18 protein-coding genes are annotated in these 20879 nt (G+C 62.2%); 12 read left to right on the top strand and 6 right to left on the bottom strand.

The features are described 5' to 3' along the window. Nucleotides 1–159: 159 nt before the first annotated feature. Nucleotides 160–1086, top strand: a complete 927-nt coding sequence (locus tag ACK59H_RS13800; protein ID WP_409264560.1) for an SdiA-regulated domain-containing protein — start codon at nucleotides 160–162, stop codon at nucleotides 1084–1086. Nucleotides 1087–1164: 78 nt separating this feature from the next. Beyond that, nucleotides 1165–2067, top strand: coding sequence for an SdiA-regulated domain-containing protein (locus ACK59H_RS13795; protein ID WP_060479618.1), 903 nt, complete (start codon nucleotides 1165–1167; stop codon nucleotides 2065–2067). 130 nt (nucleotides 2068–2197) lie between these two features. Here the strand turns inward: ACK59H_RS13795 and rpiA are convergent, their stop codons facing one another. Then, entirely contained in the window at nucleotides 2198–2872 is a 675-nt protein-coding gene (rpiA, locus tag ACK59H_RS13790) for a ribose-5-phosphate isomerase RpiA (protein ID WP_186476236.1), read from the bottom strand. A 132-nt stretch (nucleotides 2873–3004) separates the two neighbouring features. Between rpiA and ilvA the strand changes: the two genes are divergently transcribed. The 4 genes from ilvA to ptsP all read left to right on the top strand — a co-directional run bounded on the left by ilvA (nucleotide 3005) and on the right by ptsP (nucleotide 8005). Beyond that, nucleotides 3005–4519 (top strand): threonine ammonia-lyase, biosynthetic, encoded by a 1515-nt coding sequence (gene ilvA, locus ACK59H_RS13785; RefSeq protein ID WP_060479620.1) that lies wholly within the window; start codon nucleotides 3005–3007, stop codon nucleotides 4517–4519. A 38-nt stretch (nucleotides 4520–4557) separates the two neighbouring features. Next, a complete protein-coding gene (locus ACK59H_RS13780) occupies nucleotides 4558–4983 on the top strand; it encodes a DUF2269 domain-containing protein (RefSeq protein ID WP_060479621.1) in 426 nt (141 codons plus the stop codon). A 240-nt stretch (nucleotides 4984–5223) separates the two neighbouring features. Next, nucleotides 5224–5703 carry an RNA pyrophosphohydrolase gene (locus ACK59H_RS13775; RefSeq protein WP_060479637.1) on the top strand — a complete coding sequence of 160 codons (480 nt, stop codon included), beginning with the start codon at nucleotides 5224–5226 and terminating at the stop codon, nucleotides 5701–5703. A gap of 22 nt (nucleotides 5704–5725) precedes the next feature. Then, on the top strand, nucleotides 5726–8005 hold the full coding sequence (gene ptsP, locus ACK59H_RS13770) for a phosphoenolpyruvate--protein phosphotransferase (RefSeq protein WP_060479622.1): 2280 nt from the start codon (nucleotides 5726–5728) through the stop codon (nucleotides 8003–8005). Between the two features lie 110 nt (nucleotides 8006–8115). Here ptsP and ACK59H_RS13765 read toward each other — a convergent pair whose 3' ends face one another. Further along, nucleotides 8116–8862, bottom strand: coding sequence for an NRDE family protein (locus ACK59H_RS13765; protein ID WP_409264559.1), 747 nt, complete (start codon nucleotides 8860–8862; stop codon nucleotides 8116–8118). A gap of 129 nt (nucleotides 8863–8991) precedes the next feature. Here ACK59H_RS13765 and ACK59H_RS13760 point away from each other — a divergent pair, with 129 nt between their 5' ends. The 3 genes from ACK59H_RS13760 to ACK59H_RS13750 are packed head-to-tail and all read left to right on the top strand — an operon-like array spanning nucleotide 8992 to nucleotide 11620. Continuing rightward, on the top strand, nucleotides 8992–9774 hold the full coding sequence (locus ACK59H_RS13760) for a sulfite exporter TauE/SafE family protein (RefSeq protein ID WP_060479624.1): 783 nt from the start codon (nucleotides 8992–8994) through the stop codon (nucleotides 9772–9774). Nucleotides 9775–9790: 16 nt separating this feature from the next. Then, entirely contained in the window at nucleotides 9791–10597 is an 807-nt protein-coding gene (lgt, locus tag ACK59H_RS13755; RefSeq protein ID WP_060479625.1) for a prolipoprotein diacylglyceryl transferase, read from the top strand. A gap of 51 nt (nucleotides 10598–10648) precedes the next feature. After that, on the top strand, nucleotides 10649–11620 hold the full coding sequence (locus tag ACK59H_RS13750) for a thymidylate synthase (RefSeq protein ID WP_060479626.1): 972 nt from the start codon (nucleotides 10649–10651) through the stop codon (nucleotides 11618–11620). Nucleotides 11621–11701: 81 nt separating this feature from the next. Here the strand turns inward: ACK59H_RS13750 and cadR are convergent, their stop codons facing one another. Continuing rightward, entirely contained in the window at nucleotides 11702–12145 is a 444-nt protein-coding gene (cadR, locus tag ACK59H_RS13745; protein ID WP_261744345.1) for a cadmium resistance transcriptional regulator CadR, read from the bottom strand. A gap of 82 nt (nucleotides 12146–12227) precedes the next feature. Between cadR and ACK59H_RS13740 the strand changes: the two genes are divergently transcribed. Further along, entirely contained in the window at nucleotides 12228–14441 is a 2214-nt protein-coding gene (locus ACK59H_RS13740) for a heavy metal translocating P-type ATPase (RefSeq protein WP_409264558.1), read from the top strand. 135 nt (nucleotides 14442–14576) lie between these two features. On the opposite strand, the gene ACK59H_RS13735 is transcribed toward ACK59H_RS13740, so the two are convergent. Both ACK59H_RS13735 and ACK59H_RS13730 read right to left on the bottom strand, forming a co-directional pair. After that, nucleotides 14577–15941 carry a GTPase/DUF3482 domain-containing protein gene (locus ACK59H_RS13735; RefSeq protein ID WP_261744343.1) on the bottom strand — a complete coding sequence of 455 codons (1365 nt, stop codon included), beginning with the start codon at nucleotides 15939–15941 and terminating at the stop codon, nucleotides 14577–14579. Further along, the gene (locus ACK59H_RS13730; RefSeq protein ID WP_409264557.1) at nucleotides 15934–17325 is read right to left on the bottom strand and encodes a DUF2868 domain-containing protein; all 1392 of its coding nucleotides are present in this window, start codon (nucleotides 17323–17325) and stop codon (nucleotides 15934–15936) included. The genes ACK59H_RS13735 and ACK59H_RS13730 overlap by 8 nt, the downstream gene beginning before the upstream one ends. A 54-nt stretch (nucleotides 17326–17379) precedes the next feature. Between ACK59H_RS13730 and ACK59H_RS13725 the strand changes: the two genes are divergently transcribed. Next, nucleotides 17380–17895, top strand: coding sequence for a dihydrofolate reductase (locus ACK59H_RS13725; protein ID WP_060479631.1), 516 nt, complete (start codon nucleotides 17380–17382; stop codon nucleotides 17893–17895). A gap of 34 nt (nucleotides 17896–17929) precedes the next feature. On the opposite strand, the gene ACK59H_RS13720 is transcribed toward ACK59H_RS13725, so the two are convergent. Next, nucleotides 17930–19321: an L-cystine transporter gene (locus ACK59H_RS13720; protein ID WP_186476246.1), complete on the bottom strand. Its 1392-nt coding sequence runs from the start codon at nucleotides 19319–19321 to the stop codon at nucleotides 17930–17932. A gap of 240 nt (nucleotides 19322–19561) precedes the next feature. Between ACK59H_RS13720 and ACK59H_RS13715 the strand changes: the two genes are divergently transcribed. After that, nucleotides 19562–20617 carry a phosphorylcholine phosphatase gene (locus ACK59H_RS13715; protein ID WP_060479633.1) on the top strand — a complete coding sequence of 352 codons (1056 nt, stop codon included), beginning with the start codon at nucleotides 19562–19564 and terminating at the stop codon, nucleotides 20615–20617. Nucleotides 20618–20879 lie beyond the last annotated feature (262 nt).

Raw genomic sequence — 20879 nt, 5'->3', positions numbered from 1 at the left:
CTCGTTCGCGGCTGAGCCCGCTCCCACTAGGGTCGCATCTTGGGCGACATCAAACTTGTGGGGCGGCCTCAGCCGCGAAGAGGCCCTCGCCGTTTACCGTTTTTTCACACCCCATCCGGATAATGCGCGGATCTTCGCCTCTGTCTGCAGGACCTTCGAATGCCTACACCCGTCAGCACCAGCGCCCCCTCCAAGCGCCGTTTCTACCTCCGCTGGCCCTTCGCCGTGGCGGTTGCTGCGGTGATTGGCTATGGCGTGGCGGTGGCTATGCACTGGGACGACCGCGGCATGCTATGGGTCAAAGAGCGCTTCGAAACCAGTGCCGAGCGCAGCGAAAGCGTGTGGCTGCCGAACTATCGAGTGGACATCGATGCCAAGGTGTTGCCCGGTATGGAGGACGACGAAGCTTCGGACGTGGCCTACAGCCCGCACACCCGCACGCTGTTCGCAGTGATGGGCAAGAACCCGTTTCTGGTCGAGCTAAGCCTCCAAGGGGATGTGCTGCGCAAGATCCCGCTGGCAGGCTGGAGCAACCCGGAAGGCGTTGCCGTGTTGGAAGATGGCGGCATCGCAATCACCGATGAGCGTCAGCACGATCTGACCGTGGTCAAGGTCGATGCACAGACCGCTTCGTTGAACCACGCTGATTTTCCCAGTTATGACCTGGGTGAGTCGGTCAAGAGCAACAAAGGCTTTGAAGGTATCGCCTGGGACCCTATGCGCCAACGCCTGGTGATCGGCGAGGAACGCCCGCCGAAGCTTTACACCTGGAATAGCGATGGGCGTAGCCCACTCAAGGGCCAAAAGCAGGTGCTGGCCAGCGATGACCTCGATTTGCGCAACCTGTCAGCCTTGGCCGTCGACCCACGTACGGGCCACCTGCTCGTGCTGTCGGCTGACTCGAACATGCTTTTGGAACTCGATGAACAAGCTCGGCAGGTAAGTTTCATGACGCTGCTGGGGGGCTTCAACGGCCTGCAAAGCACCATCCCGCGTGCCGAAGGCGTGACCTTGGATGATCAGGGCAACCTGTATATGGTCAGCGAGCCGAACCTGTTCTATCGGTTCAAGAAAAAACAGCAATGAAGCTGGAATCTTCCTACATTAAGCTTCGCTTCAGTCGTCCATGGTTTGATCCGCAACCACCCCGTCGAGACTCTTGCCATGCGTCGCCTGTTTCATCTGTCAGTGATCCTTCTGCTTGCTGGGCTGCTGATCCTGGGCTTGGCTGCCCAGGAGTTGCGCCTGTTCGAGCGCGGCTGGTTCAACGTAAAAAGCTGGTGGCAGCCGCCTGAGCAGGGCATGCGCTTGGATCGTTACCAAGTGGCCGTGGAAGCGCAGCCAATCGAGGGGTTGGACGACGATATTTCAGCTCTGACCTACGACCCTGACCGTAAAACCCTGTTCACCGTAACCAATGCCCGTTCGGAGCTGCTCGAACTGTCGCTGGAGGGGCGTATTCTGCGCCGGGTGCCGTTGACCGGCTTTGGTGATCCCGAGGCCGTGGAGTATGTAGGGCCTGGCAGCTACGTGATCTCCGATGAGCGCCAGCAGCGGTTGATCCGGGTCCGCCTTGACGATGACACGCCGTTTCTGGATGCGGCCGATGCCGAACAGATGAGCCTGGGAATCGGCCTCAATGGCAACAAGGGCTTTGAGGGGCTGGCGTACGATTCTGCAGGCCAGCGCTTGTTCGTGGCCAAGGAACGCGACCCCATGCTCATCTATGAGATACATGGCTTTCCGCATCAGAACCCGGAGCGCCCTTATGCGGTGCATGTGGTGCAGGACCGCAAGCGTGATGCGCGGTTGTTCGTGCGCGACCTTTCCAGCTTGCAGTTCGATGAGCGCAGTGGCCACCTACTGGCGCTCTCGGACGAATCGCGCCTGGTGCTTGAGCTCGATGCCCATGGGCAGCCGCTAAGTACGCTGTCTTTGCACAGGGGGCTGCAGGGGCTGAAGGCATCAGTGCCTCAGGCTGAGGGAATTGCCATGGACGAGGCCGGCACTTTGTACCTGGTCAGCGAGCCGAACCTTTTTTACGTGTTCAAGCAGCCCGCTGACTGATTGCCTGTTCGGGCCTTTTTGCGGGTAGAGCCGCCCCTCTAGTAGTGCGCCAGAGGCGAGCACTAGCGTGTAGGAGCGGCTTTAGTCACGAAGCGGCCGCCAAAGGATGGCGAAGACATCCGCTCAGCGGTTAATCGGCCTTGAGCGTTTTCACCCCTTCGGCAGTACCCAGCAGCAGCAGGTCTGCCGGGCGCGCGGCGAACAGGCCGTTGGTCACCACGCCGACGATGGCGTTGATCTGGGCTTCGAGCTCTACTGGATTGGTGATTTGCAGGTTGTGCACGTCGAGGATGACGTTGCCATTGTCGGTCACAACGCCCTCACGGTACACAGGGTCGCCGCCGAGCTTGACCAACTGACGGGCCACATGGCTGCGCGCCATGGGGATTACCTCGACCGGCAGCGGGAAGGCACCCAGCACTGGCACGAGCTTGCTGCCGTCGGCGATGCAGATGAAGGTCTTGGCCACCGCCGCTACGATTTTCTCGCGGGTCAGGGCCGCACCGCCACCTTTGATCAGGTTCAGGTGGGCATCGCTCTCGTCGGCACCGTCGACATAAAACTCCAACTCGCTGACGCTGTTCAGCTCATAGACCGGGATGCCATGGCCTTTCAGGCGTTGGGCCGTGGCCTCGGAGCTGGCCACCGCGCCATCGAATGCGCTCTTGTGCTGGGCCAGGGCGTCGATGAAGAAGTTGGCGGTCGAACCGGTGCCGACGCCGACGACGCTTTTTTCATCCAGCTTCGGCAGAATGAAGTCGACAGCGGCCTGGGCGACGGCCTGTTTGAGTTGGTCCTGGGTCATGCGGGCTCCGAGAGGGGGCGGGGGCGGTAATGAAAGGAGCCTAGTATAACGGCTCGGGCGGCTTTGCTGTGGTCGCCCGACGTAGCGCTGGGGTAGACTCGCAGGCCTTGTCCCGCGGCCAGTGATGCTCCGATGCTCGAACAGTACGTCAAGAAGATCCTCACCTCGCGCGTCTACGACGTCGCTGTGGAAACACCCCTGCACAGCGCTGGGCAGTTGAGCAAACGCCTGGGCAACCAGATTCTGCTCAAACGCGAAGACCTGCAGCCGGTGTTCTCGTTCAAGATCCGTGGCGCGTACAACAAGCTGGCGCAGCTCACCCCGCAAGAACTGGCCCGTGGCGTGGTCACCGCCTCGGCTGGCAACCATGCCCAAGGCCTGGCTTTGGCGGCCCGTGAGCTGGGCATCAAAGCCACCATCGTGATGCCCAAGACCACCCCGGAAATCAAGGTTGAAGGTGTACGCTCGCGCGGCGGCAAGGTAGTGCTGCATGGCGACTCCTTCCCTGAGGCGCTTGCCTATTCGCTGAAAATGGTCGAGGAAAAGGGCTTCGTCTACATCCATCCCTATGACGACCCGCATACGATTGCCGGGCAAGGCACGGTGGCGATGGAAATCCTCCGTCAGCACCCAGGGCAACTGGACGCGATCTTCGTGCCAGTGGGCGGCGGTGGCCTGATTGCCGGTATCGCGGCCTATGTGAAGTACCTGCGCCCGGAAATCAAGGTGATCGGCGTGGAGCCGGACGACTCCAACTGCCTGCAAGCTGCCATGGCGGCTGGTGAGCGCGTGGTGCTGCCGCAGGTGGGGCTGTTCGCCGATGGCGTGGCGGTAGCGCAGATCGGCCAGCACACCTTCGATATCTGCCGCCATCACGTGGATGAGGTGGTGACGGTCAGCACCGATGAAATCTGTGCGGCTATCAAGGATATCTATGACGATACCCGCTCGATCACCGAACCTGCCGGTGCATTGGGGGTAGCGGGCATCAAAAAGTACGTCGAACTCAAGGGCGTGACTGGGCAGACGCTGGTGGCCATCGATTCCGGCGCCAATGTCAACTTCGATCGCCTGCGCCACGTGGCCGAGCGTGCCGAGCTTGGCGAGAAGCGCGAAGCCATCATCGCCGTGACCATCCCTGAGCGCCCAGGTAGCTTCAAAGCCTTTTGCGAGGCCATTGGCAAGCGCCAGATCACCGAATTCAATTACCGCAAGCATACCTCCGACGAGGCGCACATCTTCGTTGGCGTGCAGACCCATCCAGAAAACGACCCGCGAGCGGCGCTGGTGCAGAACCTGATCGACCAGGGCTTCCCAGTGACCGACCTGACCGACAATGAGCTGGCCAAGCTGCACATCCGCCATATGGTCGGTGGGCACTCAGCGGGTGCCAGTGACGAGATGGTGCTGCGCTTCGAGTTCCCTGAGCGCCCAGGGGCGCTGTTCAACTTCCTGACCAAGTTGGGCGGGCGCTGGAACATCTCGATGTTCCACTACCGCAACCATGGCGCGGCAGACGGGCGGGTGGTCGCTGGCCTGCAGGTGCCGGAGGAGGAGCGTCACCTGGTGCCGGCGGCACTGGCCAAGATTGGCTATCCGTATTGGGACGAAACCGACAACCCGGCGTACAAGCTGTTCCTGGGTTGAGCGGCTAAGCTTGGCTTATCGCTCAAGGATGTGAACCCATGGAACACCTGACTACCCTCAAGGCCTTGCACATCGCCGCTACTGCAGTGTTACTGCTCTGCGCCTTGGGCCTGGCGATCTGGACCGTGCGTGCGCGCCGCCGCGGCGACGCCCAAGCCTATGCCAGGTTGCTGCGCCGGCCGCTGGTGTTCGTCTGGCTGGTGATGGGCGTTTGCTTGCTGAGCATGCCGTTCACCGGCTGGTGGCTGGTGCATCTTGTGGGTTGGCCGCTGGGGCAGACGTGGCTGCTGGCCTCCAGTGTTCTATATACCCTCGGTGCCTTTGCCGTTTGGTGGTTGCTGGTACGGCTCAACCGCCTGCGCAAGGCTGAGGTGACGGGGCTTCGGTTTACCCTGGCCTTGGCCGTGTTCAGTGGAGTGTGCTTGCTGTCCATCGCCGGCCTGATGGGCGCCAAGCCCGTCTGACGGGCCGCCGGTTTCTTCCCAGGTAAACCCGCTCCTGCAGGCATATCTGCGCTGCAGCGCCCGTAGGAGCCGGTTTACTCGCCAAGCGGCCAGAGCATCAATGCTCAATCCTTCATAGTCAGCCCGCAGAATACAGAATACGTAGTTATCACCGCGCTGCAGATAAGCTTGGCGGGCGCGTTGCTGCGCTCGCAGGCTTTGTGGAACAATGCGGTGACATGCGTTTGCGAGGTTGCTGCCGTGATCGACCCGGATGGTTTTCGCCCCAATGTCGGAATCATTCTCACGAATGATGCCGGGCAGGTGCTATGGGCTCGACGGATCAACCAGGATGCCTGGCAATTTCCCCAGGGTGGCATCAACCCTGATGAGTCGCCGGAAGATGCCCTGTACCGCGAGCTGAACGAAGAAGTTGGCCTTGAACGCGATGATGTGGAAATTCTTGCCTGCACCCGCGGCTGGTTGCGTTATCGTTTACCCCAGCGGCTGGTCCGCACGCACAGCCAACCGCTGTGCATTGGCCAGAAGCAAAAGTGGTTTTTGCTGCGCCTGGTGAGCAATGAACAACGGGTGCGGATGGACCTGACCGGCAAGCCTGAGTTCGACGGCTGGCGTTGGGTCAGCTATTGGTACCCGCTGGGCCAGGTGGTGACGTTCAAGCGTGAAGTCTACCGCCGAGCCCTGAAAGAGCTTGCACCGCGTCTTTTGACGCGCGACTGACGACGGAGTTCGACCCCGAGCCATGCTCAATACGCTGCGCAAGATCGTCCAGGAAGTGAACTCCGCCAAAGATCTCAAGACGGCGTTGGGGATCATTGTCTTGCGCGTCAAGGAGGCCATGGGCAGCCAGGTCTGCTCGGTGTACCTGCTCGACCCGGAAACCAACCGTTTCGTGCTGATGGCCACCGAAGGCCTGAACAAGCGCTCCATCGGCAAAGTTAGCATGGCACCCAATGAGGGCCTGGTTGGCCTGGTCGGTACCCGCGAAGAGCCGCTGAACCTGGAAGACGCTGCCGCCCACCCACGCTATCGCTATTTCGCCGAAACCGGTGAAGAGCGATTCGCCTCGTTCCTCGGTGCGCCGATCATCCACCACCGCCGCGTCGTCGGTGTACTGGTCATCCAGCAGAAAGAGCGCCGTCAGTTCGACGAAGGCGAAGAAGCTTTCCTGGTCACCATGAGTGCCCAGCTCGCTGGCGTCATCGCCCATGCCGAGGCCACCGGCTCGATCCGTGGCCTGGGGCGCCAGGGCAAAGGTATTCAGGAAGCACGCTTCGTCGGGGTGCCGGGCTCGCCGGGCGCCGCGGTCGGTCGGGCCGTGGTGATGCTGCCACCGGCTGACCTGGAGGTGGTGCCAGACAAGACCGTCGAGGATATCGATGCCGAGCTGAAGCTGTTCCACAATGCCCTGGAGGGTGTGCGTGAAGACATGCGCAAGCTGTCGGCCAAGCTGGCGACCCAGCTACGCCCGGAAGAGCGCGCGCTGTTCGATGTGTACCTGATGATGCTCGAAGACGCCGCCCTGGGTGGTGAAGTGATCGAAGTGATCAAGACTGGCCAGTGGGCACAGGGCGCTCTGCGCCAGGTGGTCGGCGAGCACGTCAACCGCTTCGAGCTGATGGACGACGACTACCTGCGCGAGCGCGCCTCGGACGTCAAGGACCTTGGGCGTCGTCTGCTGGCGTATCTGCAACAAGCGCGCGCGCAATCGTTGGTGTATGCCGACAACACCATCCTGGTCAGTGAAGAGCTGACCCCGGCGATGCTCGGCGAAGTGCCCGAAGGCAAGCTCGTTGGCCTGGTGTCGGTATTGGGCTCGGGCAACTCCCACGTCGCCATCCTTGCCCGTGCCATGGGCATTCCAACGGTGATGGGTCTGGTCGACCTGCCGTATTCGAAGGTCGACGGCATCGAGATGATCGTCGACGGCTACAAGGGCGAGGTGTTCACCAACCCCAGCGACGTGCTGCGCAAGCAATACAGTGACGTGGTCGAGGAAGAGCGCCAGCTGGCGCAGGGCCTTGATGCCTTGCGCGAACTGCCGTGTGTAACCCCGGACGGCCATCGTATGCCGCTGTGGGTCAACACCGGCTTGCTTGCTGACGTGGCCCGTGCTCAGCAGCGCGGGGCCGAAGGGGTTGGCCTGTACCGCACCGAAGTGCCGTTCATGATCAACCAGCGCTTCCCCAGCGAGAAGGAGCAGTTGGCGATCTACCGCGAGCAACTGGCGGCCTTCCACCCGCTGCCGGTGACCATGCGTACCCTCGACATTGGTGGCGACAAGGCGCTTTCCTACTTCCCCATCAAGGAAGAAAACCCGTTTCTTGGCTGGCGCGGCATTCGTGTCACCCTCGACCATCCGGAAATTTTTCTGGTGCAGACGCGCGCCATGCTCAAGGCCAGCGAGGGCCTGAACAACCTGCGCATTCTGCTGCCGATGATTTCCGGCATTCACGAGCTGGAAGAAGCCCTGCACCTGATTCACCGTGCCTGGGGCGAGGTGCGCGACGAAGGCACCGACGTCCCTATGCCGCCAGTTGGCGTGATGGTGGAAATCCCGGCGGCGGTGTACCAGACCAAGGAGCTGGCGCGGCAGGTGGACTTCCTGTCGGTTGGTTCCAACGACCTGACCCAGTACTTGTTGGCGGTGGACCGCAACAACCCGCGGGTCGCCGACCTTTATGACTACCTGCACCCGGCGGTACTGCAAGCGCTCAATACCGTGGTGCGCGATGCCCATGGCGAGGGTAAGCCTGTGAGCATCTGCGGCGAAATGGCCGGTGACCCGGCGGCGGCCATTTTGTTGATGGCCATGGGCTTCGACAGCCTGTCGATGAACGCCACCAACTTGCCTAAGGTGAAGTGGATGCTGCGCCAGGTGAACCTGGGCAAGGCCAAGGAGCTGCTGGCCGAGGCCTTGAGCCATGACAACCCGCAAGTCATCCACAGTTCGCTGCAACTGGCCCTGAAAAACCTCGGCCTGGCGCGCATGATCGGGCCTGGGACCAACAAACCTCTTTAACCGCAGGTGGTGATTCGCGGGCACGCCTGCTTGCGTAGTTCGAGCGCAGCCTTCAGACACGATGCGTTGCCTGTGAACGCACGCCCGTGAAGAGGCCGGCGCCAACAGCCTCACACGTGCAAGCTGACTCCCCCGAGATGCCCACCAAAGGGCCCGAAACTGCGCTCCACCAGCCGCCTTCTCCCTCGATCATCCACGATCAACACCGTGCTTGCCCGTGTGCCATAGGTTTGGCTGGCGATGAATACGCTCGACAGCAACTTCTCTGTCGCGATCCCCACGCCGGTTTCCGGTAGTTCAGCGTCCGGCGGCTGCTCTTGGTCTGCCAGTAACGTCAGCAGGCGCTGGGGGTCGGCTCTATCAAGCAGCCCCTGCAGCCCTGTACGTGCTTTGACGAGTTTCGGCCACGGCGTATCCAGCCCGGCATTGGAAAGCCCGTAAACCCCGGCCTGCAGCAAGCGGGGCGCCATGTCTCGGGCATTCAGGTAGCCCAGATGCTGGGCATCCCCCACCAGCAGGTTGAAACCTGAATACTGCCCGCTGCGGCTGGCAACCCGGTCGAGGTAGCTCTGCACTCCCAGTTCGCCTTGCAGATACGCCGCTACCAATTCGCCCCGCGAGCGTGGCCCCGGCACCTGCCCGGGGTCGCGAATGTTGGTCAACGCAGCAAAGCGCCCCTGAGGGCCGACACCCAGCCATGTGCCACCGGCCTGCAAATCGCGCCCAGCGTACACCCCAGGTGCATCTTCCCAGGCCGCCAAGGCCTGGGCCGGGCGGGCATAGAACTCGTCGCGGTTGGCGGCGACGACCAGCGGCAGGGCATGCCCTGGGCGCCAGGCGAATATGATCAGGCACATCGGTTGAGCCTCTGTGTTTTCGGCCACTGTACCGGCTGCGCGGATATCGAGCCATCCTGTCACAGAGTTCACTAGAGCCCCGTGCCCGGCTTCCGTTACCATGCCGGATTGTTTTCTCGGGAAAGACGAATGGAATTCGTGCTCTATCTACTGTTGGGCGCCTGTGCTGGGGTATTGGCAGGGCTGTTCGGCGTGGGCGGCGGCATCATCATCGTGCCAGTGCTGGTGTTCAGCTTCACCTTGCAAGGCTTCGACGCCTCGGTGCTGACACATCTGGCAGTCGGCACTTCGCTGGCTACCATCGTCTTCACCTCGATCAACGCCGTGCTCGAGCACCATCGCAAGGGCGCGGTACAGTGGCCGATATTCGCCTGGATGACGCTCGGCATCCTCTTGGGAGCCGGCGTCGGCGCCAAGACCGCTTCGCTGATCCAGGGCCCGCAGTTGCAGAAGATCATCGGTGTGTTCGCCTTGATCATCGCTGCGCAGATGGCTCTGGATCTCAAGCCCAAAGCCAGTGGTGCTCTGCCTGGCAAGCCAGCCCTGATCGGTGCCGGTGGGGTGATCGGCTGGGCATCGGCGATCTTCGGCATTGGTGGCGGTTCGCTGACCGTGCCGTTTCTGACCTGGCGCGGCCTGCCGATGCAGAGGGCAGTGGCAACTTCATCGGCCTGCGGTCTGCCAATCGCTTTAGCCAGTGCGCTGAGCTTCATGCTGCTGGGCTGGCACGACCCGCACTTGCCGCCCCACAGCCTGGGTTTCGTATACCTACCGGCGCTAGTTGGCATTGCCGTGACCAGTATGTTTTTCGCGCGCTTTGGCGCACGCCTGGCGCACAAGCTGTCGCCCCGTCTTTTGAAACGCCTGTTCGCAGCCTTGCTGTTCTGCGTCGGCCTCAGCTTTCTGATTTGAATCAAGAGGAACTTGCATGCTGCCTTACCCGCAGATAGACCCCGTGGCCGTTGCCCTCGGGCCGCTGAAAATCCACTGGTACGGCCTGATGTACCTGGTTGGCATTGGTGGCGCCTGGCTACTGGCTTCTCGCCGGCTCAACCGCTTTGACCCAACCTGGAGCCGGGAGAAACTGTCCGACCTGGTGTTCTGGCTGTCGATGGGGGTGATCGTCGGTGGGCGCCTGGGGTATGTGTTGTTCTACGATCTGCACGCCTACCTGGCCAATCCGACGCTGATCTTCGAAGTGTGGAAGGGTGGCATGTCGTTCCACGGTGGCTTCATCGGGGTGATGCTGGCTGCGTTGTGGTTTGGCAAACGTAACAACAAGTCGTTCTTCGAACTGATGGACTTCGTCGCGCCGCTGGTGCCGATCGGTCTGGGCGCTGGGCGTATCGGCAACTTCATCAACGCCGAGCTATGGGGCAAGCCCACCGATGTACCGTGGGCGATGATCTTCCCGCCGTTCAGCGACCCAGCGCAGTTGCCGCGTCACCCGTCGCAGCTCTACCAGTTCGCCCTGGAAGGCGTAGCGCTGTTCGTCATTCTCTGGCTGTTCTCGCGTAAACCGCGGCCTACCATGGCTGTTTCCGGTATGTTCGCGCTGTTCTACGGCATTTTCCGCTTCATCGTGGAATTCGTCCGGGTGCCGGACGCGCAGCTCGGTTACATCGCCTGGGGCTGGCTGACCATGGGTCAGATTCTTTGCGTGCCGATGATCCTGGCTGGCCTTGGCCTCATCTGGTGGGCTTATAATCGCAAACCCACGGCGAAACCCGCCTGATTATTCCCACGGCAGGGGTGATCCCCCTGCCGTTTTTGCTACAGGTAAGCCATGAAACAGTATCTGGACCTGGTCCGCGACGTCATCGAAAACGGTACGCTGCAAGGCAACCGTACCGGTATCCGTACCATCAGCCTGCCGGGCGCGATGCTGCGTTTCGACCTGCAGAAGGGTTTCCCGGCCGTCACCACGCGCAAGCTGGCGTTCAAGTCGGCGATTGGCGAGATGGTGGGCTTTCTACGTGGCGTGAAAAACGCCGGAGAGTTCCGCGAGCTGGGCTGCAAGGTCTGGGATCAGAACGCCAACGAAAACGCTCAGTGGCTGGCCAACCCGTTCCGCCAGGGCCATGACGACCTTGGCGAAATCTATGGCGTGCAATGGCGCCAGTGGCCGGGCTACAAGCGTATTGCGCTGAGCAACCTGGCTGCCATCGAAATGGCCGAAAAGGCCGGTTTCCGCCGTATCGCCCAGGATGAAGAAGACGGCCAGGCGTTCGTGGTGCTGTACAAGGCCATCGACCAGGTGCGCCAGTGCCTGGACACCATCGCCAACGATCCGGGTAGCCGGCGCATCCTGTTCCACGGCTGGAACTGCGCGCAGCTGGACGAAATGGCCTTACCCCCGTGCCACCTGCTTTACCAATTCCACCCGAATGTCGAGACCAAGGAAATCTCCTTGACCCTGTACATTCGCTCCAACGACCTTGGCCTCGGTACGCCGTTCAACCTCACCGAGGGCGCGGCGCTGCTGTCGCTGTTTGGCCGCCTGACTGGTTACACCCCACGCTGGTTCACCTATTTCATCGGCGATGCCCATGTGTATGAGAACCATCTGGACATGCTCAACGAGCAGCTCAAGCGCGAGCCGCTGCAAGCGCCGAGGCTGGTAATCAGCGATCGCGTGCCGGAGTTCGCCAAGACCGGCAAGTACGAGCCGCAGTGGCTGGAATTGATCGAGCCGAGCGACTTCAGCCTGGAAGGGTATGAGCACCATGCGCCGATGACCGCGCCCATGGCGGTCTAACAGGTCTTCATCGCCTGATGGGCCTGTTCGTGGCTAAACCCGTTGCCCTGTGCAAACGGGTCTACCCGCGACGCTCATGGCTCAATGCCCGTGGCTGCGCCCTACGTGTGAATGCTCCGTATCCGGCACCGATACCGCCCCGTTCGTCTCCAATCGCTGCAGGATCGCGCATTCCGTCCCCTGCGCGTTGCAGCGCCGCCGCAGCTCCACCAACTGCTCCTGCAATGCCACCAAACCATCGATCCGCGCCTGCACATGCACGATGTGCTCATCGATCAGCGCATTGACGCTGCCGCACGCATCCTCGGGGCTGTCGCGTAGCTGGAGCAGGCTGCGAATCTCCTCCAGGGTCATGTCCAGGGTTCGGCAGTTGCGGATGAAGGTCAGCCGTTCGACGTGGGCTTGGGTGTATTGCCGGTAGTTGCCTTCACTACGCGCCGGGGCCGGCAGCAGTTGCTCGCGCTCGTAATATCGGATGGTTTCCACGGCGCAATCGGTGGCTTTGGCCAGTTCTCCAATCTTCATCAGGCAATCTCCAAGCGGTGGCTTGACCCTATAGTGGCTACAGGGTGTTCAATTGGCAACAGGCCCAAGTTAAGGATGCCCCATGAACCAGCCTGTCAGTCATGACCACCCGCACGATCACCATAGCCATAGCTGCTGCGGCGCCGAAGCAGCGCCAGCCAAGGTGCAATTGCGCCCCGAGGCCAGCAGCCATGCTCGGCTCAGCCGTTTTCGCATCGACGCCATGGATTGCCCAACCGAGCAGACCCTGATCCAGGACAAACTCGCCAAGCTCCCAGGCATCGAGCAGCTGGAGTTCAATCTGATCAACCGCATCCTTGGTGTGCGCCATACCTTGGACGGCACGGGTCAAATCGAGCAGGCCATCGCCAGCCTCGGTATGCAGGCCGAGCCACTTCAGGCCGATGACGATGGCAGCGCCATGGCGGTTCAACCGCATAAGGCGCACTGGTGGCCACTGGCTTTGTCGGGTGTGGCCGCCATCGCCGCGGAAATTGTGCATTTCGCTGGTGTTGCACCGCAGTGGTTGGTCGCCATGCTTGCGCTCGCAGCGATTCTCGGCTGTGGCCTGGGCACTTACAAAAAGGGCTGGATTGCCCTGAAGAACCGCAATCTCAACATCAATGCGCTGATGAGCATCGCAGTGACTGGCGCCGTGCTGATTGGCCAATGGCCGGAAGCTGCGATGGTCATGGTGCTGTTCAACGTCGCAGAACTGATCGAAGCCCGGTCCCTCGATCGAGCGCGCAATGCCATCGGCGGGCTGATGCAACTGGCGCCGGACATGGCTACCGTGCAGCAGGCCGACGGCCAATGGCGTGAGGTAGAGGTGCGTGAGGTGGCGCTCGGTAGCCTGGTGCGGGTACGCCCTGGCGAGCGCATCGGCCTGGATGGCGAAGTGGTCAGCGGGCAATCGAGTGTCGATCAGGCGCCGATCACAGGCGAAAGCTTGCCCGTGGAAAAAGCAGCCGGCGACAAGTTGTTCGCGGGCACCATCAACCAGGCCGGCGCCTTGGAATACCGCGTAACCGCTGCCGCCGGGCAGTCGACACTGGCGCGTATCATCAAGGCCGTCGAGCAGGCCCAGGGTGCACGTGCGCCCACTCAGCGCTTCGTCGATCGATTCTCACGCATTTATACACCTTCGGTATTCATCATTGCCTTGGCTGTGGCCGTGGTCCCACCGCTTTTCATGGCGGGGGCCTGGATGGATTGGGTGTACCGGGCGCTGGTGCTGCTGGTGGTCGCCTGCCCCTGTGCGTTGGTGATTTCCACGCCGGTGACCATCGTCAGCGGCCTGGCCGCAGCCGCACGCAAAGGTATCCTGATCAAAGGCGGGGTGTACCTGGAAGGAGGGCGCAAGCTGGACTTTTTGGCTCTGGACAAGACCGGCACTCTGACCCACGGTAAACCGGTGCAAACCGATGCCAAAGTGCTCGACCCGCTGTTCGAGGGCCGCGCTCAAGGGTTGGCGGCAAGCTTGGCCGACCGTTCCGATCACCCGGTGTCGGGGGCCATCGCCCAGTTCGCCAAGGCGCAGGATGTATTGCTGAGCGAAGTCCGCGAGTTTGCGGCCCTGGCCGGGCGCGGTGTGCGTGGCGTGATCGACGGCGAAATGTATCACTTGGGCAACCACCGTTTGGTCGAGGAGCTGGGCCTTTGCTCTCCTGCGCTGGAGGCACAGCTCGACACCCTGGAGCGCCAGGGCAAGACAGTGGTTCTGTTGCTTGACCGTTCCGGGCCGTTGGCACTGTTCGCGGTGGCCGACACCGTCAAGGACAGCAGCCGCCAGGCCATCGCCGAACTGCACGCGCTGGGCATCAAGACGCTCATGCTGACCGGCGACAACCCCCACACCGCCCAGGCCATCGCCGCGCAAGTAGGAATCGACCGCGCAGAAGGCAACCTGTTGCCGGCCGACAAACTGCAGAGCATCGAACAGTTGTACGCCGAGGGGCATCGCGTGGGCATGGTGGGCGATGGTATCAACGACGCGCCAGCCCTGGCCCGGGCCGAAATCGGCTTCGCCATGGCGGCGGCCGGCACCGACACTGCCATCGAGACTGCCGATGTGGCGTTGATGGACGATGACTTGCGCAAAATCCCAGCGTTTATCAGGCTGTCGCGCCAGAGTGCGACGATCCTGAAGCAGAACATCATTCTGGCGCTGGGCATCAAGGCACTGTTCCTGGCCATGACCTTTGCCGGCATGGCCACCCTATGGATGGCGGTATTCGCCGATATGGGCGTGAGCCTGCTGGTGGTGTTCAACGGTCTGCGGCTGCTGCGCAAATGAGGCCCTGCAACGCTCAGTGCCGAGGGGCAGGGCCTTGCTGCAGCAAAAGGGCAGTTTGCGCGTAGCACCTACGGCGCCGTACTACGACCTTGGCCTGGTGGCTTAAGGCGCCGCGAAGAGGCCGGCACTGTCGAATCAGATCTGTGAAACCAGCGCCTCCAGCTGCTCCTGCCGCTCGGCCTGATTGAGCTTGGCCCCAGGGTTTAGGGTCGACCACTGCGGGTGGGCACGTGCCCTGTTCAATGCTTCGGGCAGCTTGCCCTCGCGCCAGGCCTTTTCATCCAGCTCGCCCAGCTGGATGCTGCCTTGCGCGGCATGCCCGCGGCGCTCCAATGCCACCATCAACTGCTGTTGACGCAGCGCCAGCAACCGCAGCACGGTGTCGTCCACCGTCAGTTCACGTTGGCCTTTGAGTTTGCCCATCAGCCGCGACCCATAATTACGCGCCGTTTGCAGTGCGCCGCCGGCAATCGCACCTGCTAGCGCAGCTGCGCCGAGGGTCAGGCCCCCCACCAGCAGGTCGACCCCGGCACCGGCAGCAGCGCCGGCGGCCACACCGCTGCCCAAACGTACCCCTAGCAGCTTCAGGGTTTCGGGATTGAACAGGTCATCACCCCAACGCCCGTCAAGCAATGGCAAGTCCCCGGCATCGGCATCTTCCCGGCGAAAGGCATATAGCTTGAGCAGCGCTTGCACGCAACGCTGCTCTCGTTGGCGCACGTCATCGCGCAAAGCCTCGATGGCACGGGCTTCGGCCGCCGGTTGCGCTTCGACGCTGCGCCGGCAGGCGGCGCAGTCGAGCAGCAGTTCGGCAATCAGGCGTTTGCCGCTGTGGCGGCGTGCCAAGCGCTGGGCCTGCTGGTCATCGATCAGCCGTTGCAGGGCTGGCCGGGCGCCTTCGAGCAGCAGCGCGAGGCTTTCGTACAGCCGCCGTTCACCATCCTCCGGCGGGGCTACGCTGTCGAACCGCACCAATGCGTGAAGCCCAAGCCTGGCAAGGGCTTCACGCCATTGCGGCTCACGGTGCTGGCTGCTGGCGACGAAGTTGAGCACCGGCAGCAACGGTTTGCCGCAACCGGCCAACACTTCCAATTCGTCGCGGTACTTGGCCAGCACCGGTTCGCGGGCGTCGATCACATACAGGCCGGCATCGCTGGCCAGCAGCTGGCGTAGCACTTTGGCCTCCTGCTCATAGCGCTGGCGGGCTTCGCTACCCTGCAGGAAGCGTTCAACCCGGGCTGGGCCGTCCAGGCGTTCACCGGGGCGTTCCAGGCGCTCGAGGTAGTCGAGCAACGCGATGGCGTCTTCCAGGCCAGGGGTGTCGTAGAGCTCCAGCAGCGCTTGGCCATCCACCGACAGTCTTGCCCCTTCGACGTGGCGCGTGGTGCTGGCGCGGTGCGAAACCTCACCGAAGCCCACGTCGCGGGTGAGGGTGCGTAGCAGCGACGTCTTGCCGACGTTGGTGTGGCCGACCACGGCCAATTTCAGCGGCTCAGTCATGGCCATGCTCCAGCCAGCCAAGGGGCGATGTGTCAGCATAGGGGAGGCCCAGGCGCTCTAGCGCATCGTGCCAGTCATCCAGGCGCGCGCCGTCCAGGGCTTGACCAGGCGCTGCCGGGAGCAGCCAGATCCGCGTTGCACCGGCATGGCGTGCCAGCTCTGCGAGTAGTGCCAAGCTGCCCCTGTCAGGCGAGCGCCGCGGGTCGCAGGCAATGGCCAGGCGTGCCGGCGGGAAGCGGCTGAACTGTTCGAGCAGCTTGTTGCGTGATGCGCGGCTGTCGAGCACACCCGCATCGGTCACTGCCTCAGCAAGTGCTGGAGGCCAAGCGCGCTGCTCGTCCAGTTCCAGGCCTACCAGCACGGCGCCGCTGCTGGCGTTTTCCAGGCCCCCTGCTTGGAACTGCGGCAAGGCATCCGGCGCGGCATCCTGGACGCCTAAGCGCTCGCTGCGGGGCATCAGGCTGTCCTGCAACTGCGCATAGCCGGGCAGGCTCAGGTCAAGCGTCAGCCGCTCGCGGCCTTGGCGCCAGCGCCACAGGCACAGCGCGGCCAGCAGCAGCCGCGGGAGAAGGCCGTACACCAGGACGACCCCAAGCAACCAGCTGGCCCAGGCCTGGCGGGCGATATCCAGAGCAGGCAGGCTGTCGCCGCTGGCGCGTATCATGGCTTCATTGGGTACAGCGAAACCCAGCAATGCCGGAAGCGCGCCCAGCGCTTGGGTGAGGTGGATGAATGGCGCGGCGGCCAGCAGCGTGGTTTCCCAGACAAAGCCGTAGCGTCGGGTAGCCAGCAACGCCAACAGCATGGCCAGGGCGGCCAGCATCGCCAGCAGCCACAAGCTGTGCACCAGTGCACCGAGCAACCAGCGGTTCAGGCGCTGGCGTTGCAGCAGCACCAAGAGCGCTGGCGCCAGGTGCGCAGCCTTGGCATCCCGGGCGAAGCGTTCGCTCAACCACAACCACAGGCGGCCGAGGCTGGCGCCGTGTTCGCCGCTCACGGTAAAACCCACGGCCCAACCCAGCAGCGTCAGTAGGTTCAGCCCAAGCAGGCTGCCAAGCGCCCAGAACACGTTGACCGGGCGTAGGCCGTCGCCCAAGGCAGCGAAGGCAAGGCCGGCACCGCTGAAAATAGCCATCAGCATCAAGGCCAGCAACGCCAGGCGTGCGCCTTGTTTCCAGTGGCTCAAGGCAGTTCTCATGCCATCGCGTTCTGCCAGCCACAACGCGCGGGTTTCGATGCGCGTTGCCAGGTCGCCACCCAGTTGGCGGGCGTGGCGGTTGGCCTCCTGATCGTCCAGCAGGCCTGCGTGTTCTTCGCGCAGGCGCACCGCTTCGGTGAGCCAGCGCTTGTCCAATGCAGTCGGTGCAGTCACAACGTCTTCCATCGCATGGTTCAGGGCAGAAGCATAACCCACACAGCCGGTGCTATCCTCGCTGGCATGAATACATCACTCCCCCTCAGCCTGATCGCGGCGCACGCTCAGAACCGTGTGATCGGCATCGACAACTCCATGCCCTGGCACCTGCCGGGGGACTTCAAGTATTTCAAGGCCACCACCCTGGGCAAGCCCATCATCATGGGGCGCAAGACCTGGGATTCGCTGGGCCGGCCGTTGCCGGGGCGGTTGAATATCGTGGTCACTCGCCAGCCTGATTTGGAGCTGCCGGGGGCTGAAGTGTTCACTTCCCTCGAAGCCGCTGTGGCGCGGGCCGAGCAATGGGCGCTCGAGCAAGGCGTTGATGAGCTGATGCTGATTGGCGGGGCACAGTTGTACCAGCAGGCTCTGGAAAAGGGGCTGGTGAGCCGCATGTACCTCACACGTGTCGAACTGGCGCCTGAGGGGGATGCCTTTTTTCCTGAGTTCAGTGAAAGCCAGTGGCAGCGCATTTCCAGTGACGAGCAGGCTGAGGAAGGCAAGCCTGCTTATCATTTCGAGGTCTGGGACAAGAAGTGAAAGGCTAGGGGCCGCCTGACGGCCCCGCGTGTTCTTAGGTGTGGCTCAGTTCGGCATGCTCATCGTCGGCCAGCACGGCCTTGTCGGTTTGTTTGAGCAACTGGCTGGTCACCACGCCCGCAGTCATCGAGCCATTGACGTTCAACGCCGTGCGGCCCATGTCGATCAGCGGCTCCACCGAAATCAACAGGGCTACCAGCTCGACCGGCAGGCCCATGGCCGGCAGTACGATCAGCGCGGCGAAGGTCGCACCGCCACCCACGCCGGCAACCCCCACCGAGCTCAACGTCACGATCGCCACCAGGGTCGCGATCCACAGCGGGTCGAAGGTGTCGATACCCACCGCCGGAGCCACCATCACGGCCAGCATGGCAGGGTAGAGGCCAGCGCAGCCATTTTGGCCAATGGTGGTGCCGAACGACGCGCTGAAGCTGGCGATCGATTGGGGTATACCCAGCCGGCGGGTTTGCGCCTCGATGTTCAGCGGGATGCTGGCAGCGCTGGAACGGCTGGTGAAGGCAAAGGTCAGCACTGGCCAGACCTTGCGCAAGAAGCGCAATGGGCTCACGCCGGTAGCGGCGAGGATGATGCCGTGAACCACAAACATCAGCGCCAGGCCAAGGTATGACACCAGCACGAAACTGCCGAGCTTGAGGATGTCTTGCAGGTTCGAACTGGCTACCACTTTGGCCATCAGCGCCAGCACGCCGTAGGGCGTGAGCTTCATCACCACCCGTACCAGGCGCATCACCCAAGCCTGCAGGGTATCGATGGCCGTCAGGGCGCGCTCACCCTTCTGGGCATCGTCCTTGATCAATTGCAGCGCAGCCAGGCCAACGAATACCGCGAAGATCACCACGCTGATGATCGAGGTGGGCTTGGCTCTGGCCAGGTCGCCCACGGGGTTACTGGGGATGAACGACAGCAGCAGCTGTGGGACATTCAGGTCGGCGACCTTGCCCGCGTAGTCGCTGTGGATAACCTGCATGCGGGCGCTTTCCTGAGCGCCGGCCACCAGGCCCTGGGCGCTCAGGCCGAACAGGTTGGTCAGAACAATGCCGATCAGCGCGGCAATGGCAGTGGTCAGCAGCAGCGTGCCGATGGTGAGCACGCTGATGCGGCCCAGGGAGGAGGCATTGTGCAGCCTGGCCACGGCGCTGAGGATCGAGGCGAAGATCAGCGGCATGACGATCATCTGCAAAAGGCCGACATAGCCGTTGCCGACCAGGTCGAGCCAGCTGATGGTGGCCTTGAGTACTGGGTTGCCTGCGCCGTAGAGGGTGTGCAGCACCAAGCCGAATGCCACCCCCAGTGCCAGGCCCAGCAGCACTTTTTTGGCCAGGGTCCACTGGGTGCGGCGGGTTTGTGCCAGGCCCAGCAGCAAGGCCAGGAATGCCAGCAGGTTAAGAGATAGCGGCAGATTCATTGAAGCTCCAGGAAAAAGCATACGAGGCATCGCCTCTGTGAGCGATTACGAAAGCAAATGCTAACAGTCTGAAAACAAACGAATTTATACCCAAAGGTAATTTGCTTAGTCGCTTATGGAATAACACAAGGTCGCTCCTGGCAATGAACAGGACGTTTACGGTTTTATATGGGTCGCTGTCAGGGTCCAAGGGTTGGGCATGATGGACTAGCGTTTCCAGGTCATTTCAGGAGATCCCCCATGAAGTTCGCGCCGAAAACCATCGCTCTAGGTGTGTCGCTATTGTTTTCTGTCCAAAGCTTCGCCACCGAGCTCAAGCACTGGCCCGCCGAAGCGGCCAAGCAACTCGATACCATGATCACCGCCAATGCCCACAAGGGTAATTACGCAGTGTTCGATATGGACAACACCAGCTACCGCTTCGATCTCGAAGAAGCGTTACTGCCGTTCATGGAGAACAAGGGTTTGCTGACGCGCGAAAAGCTCGACCCGTCGCTGAAGCTGATCCCCTTCAAAGACACTGCCGAGCACAAGGAAAGCCTGTTCAGCTACTACTACCGCCTGTGCGAGATCGACGACATGGTCTGCTACCCGTGGGTGGCACAGGTGTTTGCAGGTTTCACGCTCAAGGAGCTGAAGGCTCAGGTCGACGAGCTGATGGCCTCGGCCAAGCCGATCCCCAGCACTTATTTCGAAGGCGACCAGGTAAAAGCCATCGAGGTGCAGCCGCCGAAGGTCTTCACTGGCCAGGCCGAGCTGTATAACAAGCTGATGGAGAACGGTATTGAGGTGTACGTGGTGTCGGCGGCCTCCGAGGAGCTGGTGCGCATGGTCGCTTCCGACCCCAAGTACGGCTACAACGTCAAACCGCAGAATGTGATAGGCGTTAGCCTGCTGCTGAAGGACCGCGCCAATGGCGAGCTGACCACCGCCCGCAAGCAAATCAGTGCCGGGCACTATGACCCCAAAGCCAACGAAGGGCTGGAGCTCACCCCTTACCTGTGGACACCGGCTACCTGGATGGCAGGCAAGCAAGCGGCCATCCTCACTTACATCGATGAATGGAAAAAGCCGGTGCTGGTGGGCGGCGATACACCCACCAGCGATGGTTACATGCAGTTCCACGGGGTAGATGTGAACAAGGGTGGCATTCACCTGTGGATCAATCGCAAGGCCAAGTACATGGATCAGCTCAACGGCATGATTGCCAAGAACGCAGCCGCTCAGGCAAAGGAAGGGTTGCCGGTGACGGCGGACAAGAACTGGGTGATCGTCACACCGGAGCAGATTCAGTAGGCCGGGTGTTCGTTGCGCCACGGCGCAGGCGATAAAACCGGCGCCAGGGGTGCTAATGCTGTTGATTTAAGCCTAGAGGCTCGGCGGGAGCTCTTCGGTGGAGCGCAGATCGAGCGCCGCCCGCGCGGCGCATCGCGAGCTGCGCTCGCTCCTACGTTTGTTTCGGGCCAGTAACGCCTGTGGCAGACGCGCGCGACCGCCTGGTTCATACGACGCGATACCGCGCCATGCACAAAGGCGTCCGCGCGCAAATTCCGCAGGC

It is taken from the genome of Pseudomonas sp. KCJK9000, from assembly GCF_046230725.1.
In the GTDB taxonomy this organism is placed as follows: Bacteria; Pseudomonadota; Gammaproteobacteria; order Pseudomonadales; family Pseudomonadaceae; genus Aquipseudomonas; species Aquipseudomonas promysalinigenes.
This window is presented reverse-complemented; position numbering and strand designations above follow the sequence as displayed.